Genomic DNA, 14,335 nt, shown 5'->3' with positions numbered 1-14,335 from the left:
CTCGAGCGGGACGAAGGGGGGAGCTGACGGCGTGTGCGGGAGGTGTAGGAGACGACGATTCCCCGCAGCGCCACGCAGGAGCGCCTCAGGGAATCGTCGTCTCCACCTCAGGCGGCCACGCGGGTGCCGATGACGTCCTTGTGACGGACGCCGAGCTCGGCGAGCGTCTGGTCGTCACGCGGCTCGAAGGGGGCGCCGTGCAGCGTCCACGTGCGGGGAGCAGCGGGGTCGTAGTCGGGGTCCTCTTCGGCGAAGGGCACGAACATGTGGTCCCGGAAGTCGGCCCAGGTCATCGCCCTCGGTGCCCGGAACATCGCCGGGGCGGCGAACCACATCGTGTCCTGGAACCACACGGAGACGAGCTGGTCGTCGCGGTAGAGCTCCTGCCGGGAGCGGGAGGGGAAGTCGTACGCGCCCAGGCTCTTGATCGCCATGTCAGGCACCTGCCTTCGTGTCGTCGGGGGTGGCGGTGTCGGCTGCGGCCTCGTCGTGCCAGGCCAGCCAGTTGCGGTGGTCGCGCGATCCGATGTACTCACCGGCGTCGCCGTCCTGCAGGCCGTACCACTCGAGCACCTCCGGCACGGTCGGACCCCCGCAGTTGCCCTGGTAGATCTGGTGCACGGGCAGCCAGGCCTGGCGGTACTTCTCCGGCTCGCGCTCGAAGATCCACTGACAGCCGTTGGAGCAGGTGTGGTAGATCTCGCCCTCGAACTCGGACTCACGCTGGGCGAAGGTGGTCGGGTCGCCGGGCTCGGTGAAGAGCATCGGCACCTGGCAGACCTGGCACAGCTGGGGCAGGCCCGGCGCGAAATGCCGTCCGCCGGCCTCGATGTTCTTCTTCTCCTTCTCCCAGAGCGGTCGGTAGTGGGTGTCGAAGGTGTCGGGGTAGGCCTGCGAGAGCCAGTCCATGTGCTCCTCGCTCGGAGCGCTCGTCGTGAAGGCGGCCGCGAAGGAGAACTGGTAGAGGGTCCAGTACACCTGGTGGGAGAGGATCTCCTTCTCCTTGATGGCGTCCTCGACGTGGCGCGGAGGCGTGATGCCGTAGAAGGCGAGGTCCTCGAAGAGGCCACCGAGCATCTGCTCCTCGAAGTACAGCTCGAAGGACTCCTTCCAGCTCATGACCTTGCGCGGGAGCATGTAGTCGAGCATCTGGGCGACGAGTGCGGTGACGCGGTAGGAGCGCCAGAACCACTTGTCGATCCAGCCCTGGACGATTGGGACGTTGGCCTCGTCCTGCTCGAGGAGGAACTTGATCGCCTCGAGGCCCAGGGTCATGTGCCGCGACTCGTCGGACTGCGCCGAGAAGCCGAAGGTCATCGTCGGCAGGTCGCCGTTGAAGGACGACCCGGACATGAAGGGCACGAAGAGCAGGTTGGTCAACAGGTACTCGAAGGAGAAGCCGATCGCGATGAGGAACTCGAAGGGCCCGCAGGACAGTGCGTCCTCCATGAAGCTCTTGGGCACCGACAGGTACCAGACCCGGTCGTACTGCTCCGGCCAGTTGTGCAGGCCCGAGTAGTACTTGTTGTAGTTGGACAGGGTGTGGATCTCGGTCTGCATGTGACGGATCTCGTCGATCGACTGGCACAGTGCCGCAAACCGCGGGCCGGGTCCGGCGAAGTGCCGCGCCAGGTAGGAGAAGTGCCGGTGGGCGCCGTACTCGAGCGGGGTGACGCCCTGGATGAAGATCTTCATCGCGTTGAGGTAGCTCGCATCGGTCAGGCCGAGGTGGCCCTGCCCCTGCGCGAAGCCGTCGAGGACGGCGTAGAGGCGCTTGTCCTTTTCGGCCTGGTACTTGCAGTAGGCGTCGATCGTCAGGCGGAAGGGGTCCTCCCAGGCCGCCCAGTCGTGGATCGTGATGCCCTCGTAGTCGAGGTGCGGGAACATCTCGTCCTTCTGGACGTAGGACGGCTCCCAGTCGAGGCCGCGGGTGAGGGCCTCGTAGCGGGCCTTCATCGACAGCTTCTTGGCCTTCTTCGTCTTCTTCTCCGGTGCCAGTGTCATCGTGGGTCTCTCCTGTGGTCAACGGTGGTCGAGGTGTGAGGGCGCCGGGCGCCCGAGCCTCGAGACCTGATGCGGTCGGTTGGTCTGTCTGTCTGTCTCAGTGGTCCCAGGCGATGACGATCTCGTCGTCGTCCCACTCCTGGATGTTGCCGAAGTAGCTGACGATCGCCATCTGGAACTCGTGCGTCTCCCACTCCCGGCCGAGCTTCTCCTCGACGGTCTCCTGGGTGACCACGATGCGGCCCGGGGCGGTGATGCGGACGAGTCCGGGGGTGTGCATCACGCTGCACCCGGGGTTGTCGGCCTCGATGGCCTCGATGACGGGCCGGTTGTTCTCCGACTCCTGGATGACGACGCCGACGTCGCGGACACCCTTCGTCTGCGGATCGTCTGCCGTGGTCTGCTCCTGCATGGTGCTCTCCTCTCAGGCGGCCGCGCCGGTGTGCGCAGCGCGCACCTCGGCGGCGGTCGTGGTGATCCGGTCGACGGCCGAGCTACCGCCGAGCAGCTCGTCGATGCGGGCGGCGAAGGGGGTGACGACCTCGAGCGCCGTGTCGACGGCGGCCGCACCGTGCTCCGCGAGGAGGGCCGCATTGGTCGCACCGAGCTCGGGGTCCTCGCGCCAGGCCGTGTACAGCGCGTCGATCCATTTGCGGTTGTCGGCGAACCAGCTCGCCATGTGCTGCGCGACGAGCGAGTAGGCCGGCGCACCGCTGACGACGGCCTGGTCATCGAGGTGCTGGTACAGCAGGTCGTACATGAGCCGGTCGACGGCGTCGAGACGCAAGAGCGCCAGACCCCAGTCGGTCTCGACGATGGTCTCCTCGGCCATCCGGCGCAGCTCCTGCAGGGGCGCGTCCTGCAGCCAGTGCTCCTTGGCCTCGGCGAGCAGGTCCGCCGTGCCGCCGCCGAGGGCGATGCCGACCCGGCTGAGGACCTGAGCGTTGCCGACCCGGTCGAAGCCCGAGTAGGCAGCCGCCTGGGTCACCGTCGCGCCCCAGCCGAAGCGGGCCATCCCGCAGAGGATCAGCTGGCCGGCGCTCTCGAGGTGCCGCAGGGGCAGCACGAGCTCGGTGAGGACGCTGCGCCAGCCGTCGGGCAGACGCTCGAGCAGCCCACGTGCCTCGATGTACTCGAGCGAGGTCGCGAAGGCCTCGTGGTGGCCGGAGCGGGCGGTGACGTAGGGGGCGTAGTAGTACTGCCGCGGGTCGAGGTAGCTGTAGGCATCGGTCAGCCGGAAGACGCTGTAGGAGTCGTCGAAGATCTCCCGCGTCGGGTCCCACGTCGGTCGGTACTGGAAGTGCTCCTTGGGCTGCACGTCGATGCTGCCCTCGGTGTAGCGCGAGGCGGGCTTGTCGCCATAGCGCTTCGCGATGTGGGTGAAGGTCTGCCGCTGGGGTTCGATGACCTGGGTCTTGAGCTCGTACTGCACTGGACGTTCTCCTTGGTCTGGTGGGCTGGCGAAGGGGGAGTCAGCTCGGCTGCGCGGTGCGCGTCGCCTGCGTCGGGGCGGTCTCCAGGAGCCGGACGAGCAGATCCGGCAGGGCGTCGGGACCGTCGAGCTCACGCTCGTCACCCCCTTCGTCGAAGGTGCCGACGAGACGACCGACCGCTCGGCCGTCGGCGAAGGTCGTGGAGCACCGGGCACCGGCGTCACCGAAGGTCACGGTGAACGCCAGCTCGTTCGGGAGGGTCTCGTCGACGAGGCCGAGATGCTCGCGCTCGGACCCGAGGACGGCATTCGCCTCGCAGACGTACTGCTCGGCGAGCGACCGCAGGGCGACGTGCCGGTCGGCGCCGGTCCCGGTCGCCACCCGCTCGCTGATCCGGGTCCGCGGCACGGTGGTCGGCCCCTGGGCCAGCTCGCCGTGGTGCTGATGGGGCGTGCCGACGAGCTCGGCGACGCGAGTCATGAAGGGCGTCATGGCACCTCTCCTCGGTGGTCCGGGGACGAGGAGCGAGGTCCGCCCCACCACCCCGGCGTGGTCTGTCGTGGAGGCAACGTAGGCCGGGTGTGGCGCCCGCCACGATCCGATGAACGCAGTCGCTGTCCGCTCGACGCAGGCACCCGGAAGCACACCGTCGTTCCCCGCTGCGGAACGCCACCGGGACCCGTCACCCTGGGGGGTCATCATCGGGCGATCACGGATGATCGCGAGAGGAGTGCGATGAGGCACCTTCTGCAGTCGGCACCCCGGTTCGAGGACTGGGAGGGGGTGCACGACGCCCTGTCCGATGCCTATTTCCCGCACGCGATGCACCCCAAGGCCGTGCCCGGGGCTTCTGCATCGGGCATCGAGGTCGTCGACCTCGACAGCTGCCGGCTGGCCCGCATCACGTTCGGCGCGACCGTGGGGATCGACTCGGACCACCCCGGTGCCGTGGCGGTCAACATCCCGCTGAGCGGTCACCTTGCCTCCCGCATCGGCAGCAAGAACTACGACGCCGCACCCGGTCGGGCCACGGCCTTCCCGGCCGACACCCCCGCACACATGCCGGCCTGGGCTCCTGACCTCGTCGTCCTGGGCCTGCGCATCGACAGCGCGCACCTGCACCGTGAGAGCGAGCGGGTCTTCGCCCGCAAGGACGTGCGGTTGCCGACCGACATCGACCTGCGCACCCCGGCGGGGGCTGCGTGGTTCCGGATGGCGCGCACGACCTTCGACAACGCCCGCGACTGCGGCGGCGTCCTCTACCGCGACCCGCAGGTCGCCGACTCCGTCGCGAGCATGCTCGTCACCGGGCTCCTCCTCGCGGCCGTGCCCGAGGAGCCGACCGGGCGCGAGATGCTGCGCCCCCGACCGGTCCACCGGGTCATCGCGGCCATGGAGGCCGACCCGGCGCGGGCCTGGACCCCGGCCGACCTCGCCGAGATCGCGGGGGTGAGCGTGCGGCGGCTGCAGCAGGCCTTCCGCGAGCACGTGGGCACCACCCCCTTCGCCCACCTGAACGACATCCGCCTGGAGCGGATCCACGACGACCTCTCGCACGCTCGTGGTGGCAACGTCACCGACGTCGCGCTCGCGTGGGGCGTGACCCACCTAGGTCGCTTCGCCGCCGCCTACCGGGCGCGCTACGGCGAGCTGCCGAGCCGCACCCTCGCGCGCGCGGCCTGACCCCCCTTCGTCCGCGTCCCCCTGTCAACGCGTCAAGACTCTGCACTGCCCTATGGCACTGCAGAGTCTTGACGTCGAGAGACTGCATTGCCGTATGGCAATGCAGGGTCGGCTCAGCCGGTGGAGCCGGTCACCGCAGCGGCGCCGGCCGCGGCCACCTGCTCGTCCTCTCCTGCCGAGCCGCCGGAGGCGCCGACCGCACCGACGAGCTCGCCGTCGACGCGTACCGGGACCCCGCCGCCGAAGGCAGCCACCCCGGGCCGGTTGCCGATACCGCGGATCACCGCGTCCTCACCGGCGAGCGCCTCGTAGAGGCCGGAGGTCGGTGCCCCGCCGAAGCGGACGACGGTCCGCGCCTTGTCGATCGCGATCTCGCCAGAGGCGGCGAAGGCGCCGTCCATGCGGGCGAAGGCGAGCAGCGTGCCGCCGGGGTCGACGACGGCGACGTTCATCCGCAGGTCGTGCTCACGGGCGTGCGCCAGGGCAGCGGCGAGCGCCGCCCCGGCCCCCTCGAGGGTCAAGACGGCGCTGCCGCGGGTGTGCTCGCCCATGCTCAGGTGAGCACCGTGGTGAAGCGTTCGTTGAGCTCGCGGTCGTGGTAGAAGATCCCCTTGCCGAGCTGGTCGACGGTCCACACGTTCGTCGGGCGGTCGGGGAAGGCGAGGTACCCGCCGGAGAAGACCTCGTTGCGGTTGCCGCTCGGGTCGAAGAAGTAGACCGTCTGGCCGCGCGTGATGCCGTGGCGGGTCGGGCCGATGTCGATCGGCACGTCGTCCATCGTCATCAGGTCGGCCGCGCGCCCCACGCTGTTCCAGTCCTCGAGGCGGAAGGCGAAGTGGTGCAGCTTGCCCTGGGGACCACCGATGACCGCGAGCTGGTGGATCTGGTTGTTGGAGGTCATCCACGTGCCGACGCACTCGTGGTCGTCCTCGAGGCTCGTCTGCACGCGCTCGGTGGCGTAGAAGCCGAAGACGTCCGAGAGCATCCGCTCCATCGTGCCCACGTCCCCGGTCGTGATGAGGGAGTGGTCGAGGGCCGGGGCGCCGATACCGACGAGGTGGCGGGGGAAGACCTCGGGGTTGTGCGTGCCCAGCTCGGTGCCGATCGCGGTCGCCTGGTGGTAGACCTCGAAGACGTGCTCGCTCGGCGTGACGAAGCGGATGCCGTCGCCGATCTCCGGGTTGTCCCCCTTCGACATGCGCTCGACAGTCAGGCCGAAGGTCCTGGCCTTGGCCTCGACGTCGTCGATGTCAGCCTCGTGCTCGACCTTCCAGCCGTACTTGACGACGCCGACGCCCCCCTCCTCGAGGACGACCGAGTGGTGGTCCCACTCGTCCCAGCCCTTGTAGAAGACGCGCTTGTTGCCCTCCGGGGAGGTGTCCTCAAGGGTCTCGTAGAGACCCATCGTCGAGGCATAGTGGTTCTTCGCCTCGGTCATGTCGGTGACACGCACGTGGGCGTAACCCATCCGCATGATGCCCATGTCTACTGCTCCTCCAGTGGGGTGCCCGCAGACCGCTCGCGTTCGCAGCGCGCCGCGTTGATCTTGCCGAGCAGGGGGTTGACGAGCCGCAGGGACGCGTCTCGCATCTCGATGACCAGGTCCTCGTCGGCGACCGCGCGGCAGCTCAAGCAGGTGCCGTCGGTGCGCTCGTCCTCGGAGACGACCGAGTCGGCCACGGGTCGGTTGTAGGAGAAGTCGCCGTCGACGACATCCACCTTGCAGATTCCGCAGCCGCCACGGCGGCAACCCACCGTGTAGGCATAACCGGCCTTGTGCAGGCCGGAGAGCAGCGTCTCGCCGGGCTCGATGTGGATCTGCGTGCCCGACGGCTGCACGATGATCGTCGTCATCGAGCACTCCTTCGTGGTCGTGCCGGGTCGCCGACGACCCGGTGGGTCCACTGTGGGCGAGACCACGGACGAAGGGGGCGAACGTTCCCCTTCGCGGAACGACCGGCCGGTCCCGGCCGACCGGTGGGTCGGTCGGTGGCCGGCGCCGGTGGCGCTCGGCTCAACCGTTGTTGCGCTCCTTGGCCCGGATGAGGTCGAGCGCGATGACCGCACCGATGGTGCCCAGCTTTTCGGGGACCGGGACCTGCGGGCTGAAGCCGAGGACATAGCGCTCGCGCCCGAGGAGGGCCTCGGCGACGCCCGGCCAGTGCCGGCTCGCGGTCGCGGCCACACCTCCGGGGCCGGTCACCTGGAACTCGCGGTCCCACATCGACCCCTCGAGCCGCAGCTGCGGGCCGGTCGCGAGCTCGATGCGCAGGGCCTTCGTGAAGAAGGTGAACTCCTTGACGATGCGGGCGACGACCTGACCCCGCCCGTCGTGCACCTCGTAGCGGTCGAGACCGATGCCCGGCGGGTCGATGACCCGCATGAGCAGCGTGCCGTCGGTGTCGACGATCGCCAGCTGCCGGTTGCCCATGAGCAGCCGGGATCCGGCCCCTCCCTCGGTGACGATGCGCCCCACCGGCGCACCCGTCAGGTCGTGGATGCCGAAGTCGTTGCTCAGGAAGGAGCGCACCTGGTCCAGGACGAGGGCGTCGGTCTGCAGGATCCCCATGAGGTCAGTGTGCGCTAGCCGTAGGTGTCCCGGGGCCCCCGGCCGTCGCTCGTGCGCCGCGGTCCGCGCGACCACGACGGGGCGCTCGGCCCGTGCACCCGCAGCTCGTGCACGACATCGGGCCCGACGGCCTCGGCGATGCTGCCGAGCAGCGAGCTCGACAGCAGCCGGATCTGCGTCGCCCAGGCCGTCGAGTCGGCCCGGACCGAGAGCACCCCGGCCTCGAAGCTCACCGGCTCGCAGTGCTCGGCGACCTGGCGACCGACGATCTCGGGCCACCGGCCCATGACCGACCCGGCGGCGACGTCGACCTGCCACCCGCGGTCGCCGACGAGTCGCTCGACCTGCTCGCCGACGGTCATCGGGTCGCGTCCGGTGCCGGCGAGCACGCCGCGGGGCTGCCACTTCCGCTTGGGCCGCGGCTTCATGCCGGGCCGCAGCCCCTTCGTCGCCGCGACCGCGCGAGCACGGGCCAGGGCGGCAGCCGCCGCGTCCTGCTCCTCCTCCGCGGGGGCCGGCGTCGTCGAGGGCAGCGTCTCGTCCCCGCCGTCTCCCGACGAAGGGGGTGGGACCTCCCCTTCGCTCATGGGCCGGACACCTCGCCGAGGGTGACGGAGTAGCGGCGGCCGGCCATCGACTCGGGCACGTCCTCGGGGACGGCAGCGGTGATGAGCACCTGCTCGCAGTCGGCGATCATCGCCGCGAGCCGCTCGCGGCGGCCGCTGTCGAGCTCGGCGAAGACGTCGTCGAGCACGAGCACGGGGTCGTCACCGAGGTCGTGGCGCAGCAGGTGGTAGGCGGCCAGGCGCAACCCGAGGGCGAAGGACCACGACTCGCCGTGGGAGGCATAGCCCTTCGCCGGCATCGGCCCCAGGCCCAGGACGAGGTCGTCGCGGTGGGGACCGACGAGGTTGACCCCGCGCTCGATCTCCTGGTCACGCCGCTCACCGAGGGTGTCGAGGAGCATCTGCCGCAGCTCGTCGGGCTCGGGCACCTCGCCGCCGGCGATCGCCTCGGCCGCCTCGTCGTGGAGCGAGCTGCGGTAGACCGCCGTGGCCTCCGACTGGTTGGCGCTGACCTCGCGATAGGCCTGCTGAAGGTGGGGGACGAGGTCACGCAGCAGGCGCAGCCGCGCATAGAGCAGCTGGCTGCCGACCGTCGCGAGATGGTCGTCCCAGATGTCGAGGGTGCGCACCGCGTCCTCGGCCGCGGCCCGGGGGTCGACTCCCTCGGGAGCGGCGGAGCTGCGACGGCCGCGACCCCGCCGGCCGCCCAGGAGTGCGGCGGCGGACTTCAGCAGGGCCCCCGCGCTGCTTGAGGATCTTGTCGTAGTCGGAGCGCACGCCCGACCACCGGGGCTGCCGCTGGACGAGCAGGTCGTCGAGGAAGCGGCGTCGCTCGCCCGGGTCGCCCTTGATGAGCGCGAGGTCCTCCGGCGCGAAGAGCACGGTGCGAAGCGTGCCCAGGACGTCGCGCGCGCGGCAGGGGAGAGCGGTTGAGCTTGGCGCGGTTGGCCCGCCCGGGGGTGATCTCCAGCTCGACGAGGCTCTCGCGCTCGTCGCGCACGACCGCTGCGCGCACGATCGCCCGGTCGGCGCCGAAGCGCACGAGCGGCTGGTCGGTCGCGACCCGGTGGCTGGAGAGCGAGGCGACGTAGCCGATCGCCTCGACGAGGTTGGTCTTGCCCTGGCCGTTGAGCCCGACGAGGGTCGTCACCCCCGGCTCGAGGGCCAGCTCGGCCGCGGGATAGCTGCGGAAGTCGCCGATGCTCAGGTGTCGGACGTACACGGGTCAGGACGCCGGGGGCCGGCCGGCCATCAGAAGACCCCCATGCAGAGCATCGCGACGCCGGCGACGCCGGCGAAGGCCATCTTGAGCATGATCGGGTGGGTCTGGACGTGCTCGCCGATGGGAGCGATGAAGCCGAACATCAGTCTCCCGAGGCCCCACCGGAGGTCTCGCCCGACCCGCTCGTCGGGCCGGCCTGGCTGGCGTCGCCCTTCGGTGCCTGCGCCGGCGTCGTCGGCTTGTCGACCTTCTTCTCCTCCTGGGCGTGGCTCGCCGCGGGGGAGGCCACTCCCTTCGCTGCCTCGGCTCGCAGGTCCTCGCCCTCGGCCACGGTCATCACCTGGTGACCACCGAACTGCCCGCGCAGTGCGGCGACGGCCTGCATCGCCGGACTGACCTGCTGCCGCGAGGCGAAGCGCGCGAAGAGCGAGGCCGAGATGACCGGCATCGGCACGGAGTTGGCGATGCCCTCCTCGACGGTCCAGCGGCCCTCGCCCGAGTCGGCGGTGTAGTCACTGACATCGTCGAGCGTGGGGTTGTCCTCGAGGGCCTTGACCATGAGGTCGAGCAGCCACGAGCGCACGACGGTGCCGCGGCTCCACGCCTTGAAGGCACCCGGCACGTCGGTGACGATGTCCTTGCGCTCGAGCAGCTCGTAGCCCTCGGCGTAGGCGTGCATCAGGCCGTACTCGATGCCGTTGTGGACCATCTTGACGTAGTGGCCGGCACCGACGGCGCCGGCGTGCACGAAGCCCTCGTCGCGCGGACCCTCGGGGCGCAGCGCGTCGAAGATCGGCATCGCCTGCTCGACGTGCTGCGCGTCGCCACCGACCATGAGGCCGTAGCCGTTGTCCAGGCCCCAGATGCCACCGGAGACGCCGCAGTCGAGGTAGCCGACCCCCTTCGCGCCCAGCAGCTCGGCATTGGGGCCGTCGTCGCTGAAGCGCGAGTTGCCGCCGTCGATGACGAGGTCACCGGGCTCGAGGCGCTCGGCGAGGTCGGCGACGACCGAGCGGGTCACCTCGCCCGCGGGCACCATGACCCACACGACCCGCGGCGCCTGCAGCGCGTCGACCATCGCCTGGACCGACTCGGCGTCGGAGACCTCGGGGTTGGTGTCGTAGCCGACGACCTCGTGGCCGGCGCGGCGGATGCGCTCGCGCATGTTGCCGCCCATCTTGCCGAGTCCGATGAGACCGATCTGCATGACTGAGCCTTCCTGACGGTGGCACCCCACGACCGGGGCGAAGGGGGGATCAGCCGGCGAGACGCACCGGCTGCAGGACGTAGCGGTAGGTCGTGTCGATCTCGCCATCCTGGGTGTCCTGACCGGTGATCATCGCCGGCTTGAGGGGGGCGGTGAAGGACAACCGGGTGAAGGTCGTACCGAGGACGCCGAGCCCGTCGAGCAGGTAGCCGGGGTTGAAGGCGACCTCGATGTCGGGGCCGTCGACCTTGGCCTCGACGGCCTCGGAGGCCTGGGCGTCGTCACCGGCGCCCGCCTCGATCGTCACCTGGCCGTCGCTGAAGCGCAGCCGCACCGGGGTGTTGCGCTCGGTGACGAGGGCGACGCGCTTGACGGCCTCGGTGAGCACCTCGGTGTCGACGACCGCCTCGGTCTCGCTCGCGGTGGGGAAGATCTTCGACACCTTGGGGTACTCGCCGTCGAGGAGCCGGCTCGTCGTGTGCCGCTGACCGGCCTCGAAGCCGACGAGGCCCGAGCCACCGGCGGCCGCGCCGAGCGAGACCTCGACCGAGCCGGAGGCGCCGAGCGCCTTGGCGGTGTCGGACAGGGTGCGGGCGGGGATGAGCGCGATGTGGCTCGCGTCGGAGGTGTTGGGGCTCCACGTCAGCTCACGCATCGCGAGGCGGTAGCGGTCGGTCGCCAGGAGGGTGACCTTCTCGCCCTCGATCTCCACCCGGACGCCGGTGAGGATCGGCAGGGTGTCGCCGCGGTCGGCGGCGATCTGCACCTGCTGGACCGCCTGGGTGAAGACCGTGCCGTCGATGCTCCCGCTCCCCTCGGGGGAGGTCGGCAGCGTGGGGTACTCGTCGGCGGGCATCTGCAGCAGGGCGAAGCGCGAGCTGCCGCAGGTCACCTGGACCTTGGCGCCCTCGGTCGTGATGTCGACCGGCTTGCCCGGGAGGTTGCGCGAGATGTCGGCGAGCAGGCGACCGAGCACGAGGACGGTGCCGGGCTCCGAGACCTCAGCGGCCACCGTGATGCGGGCCGAGACCTCGTAGTCGAAGGTCGAGAGGGTGAGCGTGCCGTCATCCGTGGCCTCGATGAGGACACCGGCCAGGACAGGGACCGGCGGACGGTTCGGCAGACCACGGGCCACCCAGGTGACCGCCTCGGCCAGCACATCGCGCTCGACGCGGAACTTCACGACAGACCTACCCTTCGACGCGCTCGAGCGCGAGGTCATGGGAATGACACGGATCCACGCGCATGGACGCGTGGGTTCCTGACATTACGTGGTCGGGGGCCGGTTCGGGAACCGAGGGTGACCTTGTGATTCGTCAGGGCTCGTACGTCCACAGGCAGGGCAGCAGCCATGCGTGGGGGAGGGAATGGATGGAGAGAGGACTCATCATCTTCTTCGGCGGTGTGGACACCGTGGACAACCGCCTGCAGCCCGCTGCTGGCGCGGATCTCGGGTGTGGATGTCGACGTGGACAGCGTGTCGACGAGCTGGCGTGGGGTGTGGACGCAGATGCGTCGTCCCAAGGCTGTCGGGCTCGTGCACAGTGTGTCCACAGCGTCGTCCGCAGGGGCGGCCCCGCGAATGTGGATGGTCGGTGGTGCCAAGGCCCCGTGATGACGTCGACGGCCGGACCCGGGGCGAACCGGGCTCGTGCTGTGGGTCGTCCCGGGTAGGTCTGTGGACGGTGTCGGGCGTGTTGCCCGGTATGCCGGGGAGAGCGCTACCCACAAGACTGTCCACAGCCTGTGGATCTGTGGACGAAGGGGGCCGAGATGAGCTACCGGAGGGTAGGTCACGGACGGGTCGCGGAGCGACACACAGGTGGGGAGAAGCCTGTGGACAACGTGGGATCGCCGGATATCCATGGGTATCGGATGATCCGTAGACATCCGGATACGACCGGATCGGGCGAAGGGGGAGTCAGCCAGCCTGCTGCTTGATCCGGTTGGTCAGCTCGGTGACCTGGTTGTAGATCGCGCGGCGCTCGCCCATGAGCTCGCGGATCTTGCGCTCGGCGTGCATGACCGTCGTGTGGTCGCGGCCGCCGAACTGCTCGCCGATACGCGGCAGCGACATCTCGGTCAGCTCCCGGCACAGGTACATCGCGATCTGGCGTGCCGTCGTCAGCTTGCGGGTGCGCGAGGCGCTCTGCAGGTCCTCGATCGTCAGCGAGAAGTAGTCGGCGGTCTGGGCCATGATCGTCGCGCTCGAGATCTCGCTCGACTGCTCGGTCGGGATGAGGTCCTTGAGGACGATCTGCGCCAGGCCGATGTCGACCGCCTGACGGTTGAGGCTGGCGAAGGCCGTGACCCGGATGAGCGCTCCCTCGAGCTCACGGATGTTGGTGCTGATCCGGCTGGCGATGAACTCGAGGACGTCGGCCGGCACGGAGAGCTTTTCCTGGATGGCCTTCTTGCGCAGGATCGCGATCCGGGTCTCGAGGTCCGGGGGCTGCACGTCGGTGAGCAGACCCCACTCGAAGCGGCTGCGCATGCGCTCCTCGAAGCCGGAGAGCAGCTTGGGTGCCACGTCGGAGGTGATGACCACCTGCTTGTTGGCGTTGTGCAGCGTGTTGAAGGTGTGGAAGAACTCCTCCTGCGTCTGCATCTTGCCCTGGAGGAACTGGATGTCGTCGATGAGCAGGACGTCGACGTCGCGGTAGCGGCGCTGGAAGTTGGCGGCCTTGTCATCGCGGATGGAGTTGATGAAGTCGTTGGTGAACTCCTCGGAGTTCACGTAGCGCACCTTGACGTGGGGGTAGAGGCTGCGGGCGTAGTGGCCGATCGCGTGGAGCAGGTGGGTCTTGCCCAGCCCGGACTCCCCGTAGATGAAGAGCGGGTTGTAGGCCTTGGCCGGGGCCTCGGCGACGGCGACGGCAGCGGCATTGGCGAAGCGGTTGCTCGCACCGATGACGAAGGTGTCGAAGGTGTACTTGGGGTTGAGCCGGGTCAGCTCGACCTGCTCGGGCTCGGGGCGGCCGCGCCGCGCGCGCACCGGCGCCGGCTCGGGGTCGTCGTCGACGAGCCCGTCGTCACGGCCCTCGACCGGGAGCGTGGAGGACAGGCCCTGGGGAGTGGGCTGGACGACCGGGTCGGCGGGGGCGGCCACCGAGTCGTCCTCGGCCAGGCCCTGGGTCGGCGGCAGCGGCTCGCCGTCGGCGAGGTCGGGGTCGACCGTGACGGCCAGTCGGACCTCACGACCCAGCTGCTCCGACAGGGCCTGGGTGACGTGCATGCGCAGTCGCTGCTCGACGAAGTTCTTCGAGAAGTCGTCGGGCACGGCGATCAGGGCGGTGTCGTCGAGGAGGCCGACGAGGCGGGCCATGCTGAGGAAGGCGCGACGGGTGACGGGAACGCCGTCGGCATCGAGGGTGTTGAGGGTGGTTCGCCAGACCTCACCGAAGTCGACCTCGCCTCCGGCCACGGGCGCACACCTCAACTTTTCTGCGGCTCGGCGGCCGATCGGGACTGATGTCGACGGTCATCCTCCCACTGCCGAAGGGTGCATCCACAACGTTGTCCACAGACTGTGGAGATGCACGTCGGGCAGGGTGGTGAGGTGCGACGCTAACAACACACTCCGGTGGCGGCAACCTGACGTCGCGACTTTTTTCGGGCTCCCGGCGTGTCGCGCTGGACAGCCGTCCCCGG

General features: G+C 69.7%; 14 protein-coding genes and 1 pseudogene. 1 reads left to right on the top strand and 14 read right to left on the bottom strand.

The window, feature by feature from the left end; all coding sequences use genetic code 11:
* Window positions 1–107 precede the first annotated feature (107 nt).
* From H7A72_RS00075 to H7A72_RS00055, 5 genes are all read right to left on the bottom strand, one after another.
* Window positions 108–434: a phenol hydroxylase subunit P4 gene (locus H7A72_RS00075; protein ID WP_185221207.1), complete on the bottom strand. Its 327-nt coding sequence runs from the start codon at window positions 432–434 to the stop codon at window positions 108–110.
* Between the two features lies 1 nt (window position 435).
* Entirely contained in the window at window positions 436–2,004 is a 1,569-nt protein-coding gene (locus tag H7A72_RS00070; protein ID WP_185221206.1) for a YHS domain-containing protein, read from the bottom strand.
* 97 nt (window positions 2,005–2,101) lie between these two features.
* On the bottom strand, window positions 2,102–2,416 hold the full coding sequence (locus H7A72_RS00065) for an MmoB/DmpM family protein (RefSeq protein ID WP_068319621.1): 315 nt from the start codon (window positions 2,414–2,416) through the stop codon (window positions 2,102–2,104).
* Window positions 2,417–2,428: 12 nt separating this feature from the next.
* Window positions 2,429–3,436 (bottom strand): phenol 2-monooxygenase, encoded by a 1,008-nt coding sequence (locus tag H7A72_RS00060; protein WP_185221205.1) that lies wholly within the window; start codon window positions 3,434–3,436, stop codon window positions 2,429–2,431.
* Between the two features lie 40 nt (window positions 3,437–3,476).
* Entirely contained in the window at window positions 3,477–3,929 is a 453-nt protein-coding gene (locus H7A72_RS00055) for a hypothetical protein (protein ID WP_072623301.1), read from the bottom strand.
* 243 nt (window positions 3,930–4,172) lie between these two features.
* On the opposite strand from H7A72_RS00055, the gene H7A72_RS00050 reads away from it, so the two are divergent.
* The gene (locus H7A72_RS00050) at window positions 4,173–5,120 is read left to right on the top strand and encodes an AraC family transcriptional regulator (protein ID WP_185221204.1); all 948 of its coding nucleotides are present in this window, start codon (window positions 4,173–4,175) and stop codon (window positions 5,118–5,120) included.
* Between the two features lie 113 nt (window positions 5,121–5,233).
* Here the strand turns inward: H7A72_RS00050 and H7A72_RS00045 are convergent, their stop codons facing one another.
* From H7A72_RS00045 to dnaA, 9 genes and pseudogenes are all read right to left on the bottom strand, one after another.
* A complete protein-coding gene (locus tag H7A72_RS00045; protein WP_185221203.1) occupies window positions 5,234–5,671 on the bottom strand; it encodes a heme-binding protein in 438 nt (145 codons plus the stop codon).
* Between the two features lie 2 nt (window positions 5,672–5,673).
* Complete coding sequence (locus H7A72_RS00040) at window positions 5,674–6,603, bottom strand: catechol 2,3-dioxygenase (RefSeq protein ID WP_084450988.1); 930 nt, start codon at window positions 6,601–6,603, stop codon at window positions 5,674–5,676.
* 2 nt (window positions 6,604–6,605) lie between these two features.
* A complete protein-coding gene (locus H7A72_RS00035) occupies window positions 6,606–6,974 on the bottom strand; it encodes a 2Fe-2S iron-sulfur cluster-binding protein (RefSeq protein ID WP_185221202.1) in 369 nt (122 codons plus the stop codon).
* Between the two features lie 160 nt (window positions 6,975–7,134).
* Entirely contained in the window at window positions 7,135–7,689 is a 555-nt protein-coding gene (locus H7A72_RS00030) for an LURP-one-related/scramblase family protein (RefSeq protein ID WP_185221201.1), read from the bottom strand.
* Window positions 7,690–7,703: 14 nt separating this feature from the next.
* The gene (locus H7A72_RS00025) at window positions 7,704–8,276 is read right to left on the bottom strand and encodes a DUF721 domain-containing protein (RefSeq protein WP_185221200.1); all 573 of its coding nucleotides are present in this window, start codon (window positions 8,274–8,276) and stop codon (window positions 7,704–7,706) included.
* Window positions 8,273–9,477, bottom strand: a pseudogene (gene recF / locus H7A72_RS00020) (DNA replication/repair protein RecF). Before recF ends, H7A72_RS00025 begins: the two are co-directional and overlap by 4 nt.
* A gap of 142 nt (window positions 9,478–9,619) precedes the next feature.
* Window positions 9,620–10,684, bottom strand: coding sequence for a phosphogluconate dehydrogenase (NAD(+)-dependent, decarboxylating) (gnd, locus tag H7A72_RS00015; RefSeq protein ID WP_185221199.1), 1,065 nt, complete (start codon window positions 10,682–10,684; stop codon window positions 9,620–9,622).
* A 49-nt stretch (window positions 10,685–10,733) separates the two neighbouring features.
* Window positions 10,734–11,867: a DNA polymerase III subunit beta gene (dnaN, locus tag H7A72_RS00010; protein WP_084450997.1), complete on the bottom strand. Its 1,134-nt coding sequence runs from the start codon at window positions 11,865–11,867 to the stop codon at window positions 10,734–10,736.
* Between the two features lie 738 nt (window positions 11,868–12,605).
* Window positions 12,606–14,108 (bottom strand): chromosomal replication initiator protein DnaA, encoded by a 1,503-nt coding sequence (gene dnaA / locus H7A72_RS00005; protein WP_072623292.1) that lies wholly within the window; start codon window positions 14,106–14,108, stop codon window positions 12,606–12,608.
* Between the last annotated feature and the right edge of the window lie 227 nt (window positions 14,109–14,335).

Source organism: Janibacter sp. YB324, assembly GCF_014217915.1.
Classification (GTDB): Bacteria; Actinomycetota; Actinomycetes; order Actinomycetales; family Dermatophilaceae; genus Janibacter; species Janibacter indicus.
This window is presented reverse-complemented; position numbering and strand designations above follow the sequence as displayed.

Coding starts and splice junctions, on each gene's coding strand:
- H7A72_RS00040 (WP_084450988.1), bottom strand. CDS start 6,603: ATGGGCATCATGCGGATGGGTTACGCCCACGTGCGTGTCACCGACATG.
- H7A72_RS00030 (WP_185221201.1), bottom strand. CDS start 7,689: ATGGGGATCCTGCAGACCGACGCCCTCGTCCTGGACCAGGTGCGCTCC.
- H7A72_RS00055 (WP_072623301.1), bottom strand. CDS start 3,929: ATGACGCCCTTCATGACTCGCGTCGCCGAGCTCGTCGGCACGCCCCAT.
- H7A72_RS00065 (WP_068319621.1), bottom strand. CDS start 2,416: ATGCAGGAGCAGACCACGGCAGACGATCCGCAGACGAAGGGTGTCCGC.
- H7A72_RS00070 (WP_185221206.1), bottom strand. CDS start 2,004: ATGACACTGGCACCGGAGAAGAAGACGAAGAAGGCCAAGAAGCTGTCG.
- H7A72_RS00035 (WP_185221202.1), bottom strand. CDS start 6,974: ATGACGACGATCATCGTGCAGCCGTCGGGCACGCAGATCCACATCGAG.
- gnd (WP_185221199.1), bottom strand. CDS start 10,684: ATGCAGATCGGTCTCATCGGACTCGGCAAGATGGGCGGCAACATGCGC.
- H7A72_RS00050 (WP_185221204.1), top strand. CDS start 4,173: ATGAGGCACCTTCTGCAGTCGGCACCCCGGTTCGAGGACTGGGAGGGG.
- H7A72_RS00025 (WP_185221200.1), bottom strand. CDS start 8,276: ATGAGCGAAGGGGAGGTCCCACCCCCTTCGTCGGGAGACGGCGGGGAC.
- H7A72_RS00075 (WP_185221207.1), bottom strand. CDS start 434: ATGGCGATCAAGAGCCTGGGCGCGTACGACTTCCCCTCCCGCTCCCGG.
- H7A72_RS00045 (WP_185221203.1), bottom strand. CDS start 5,671: ATGGGCGAGCACACCCGCGGCAGCGCCGTCTTGACCCTCGAGGGGGCC.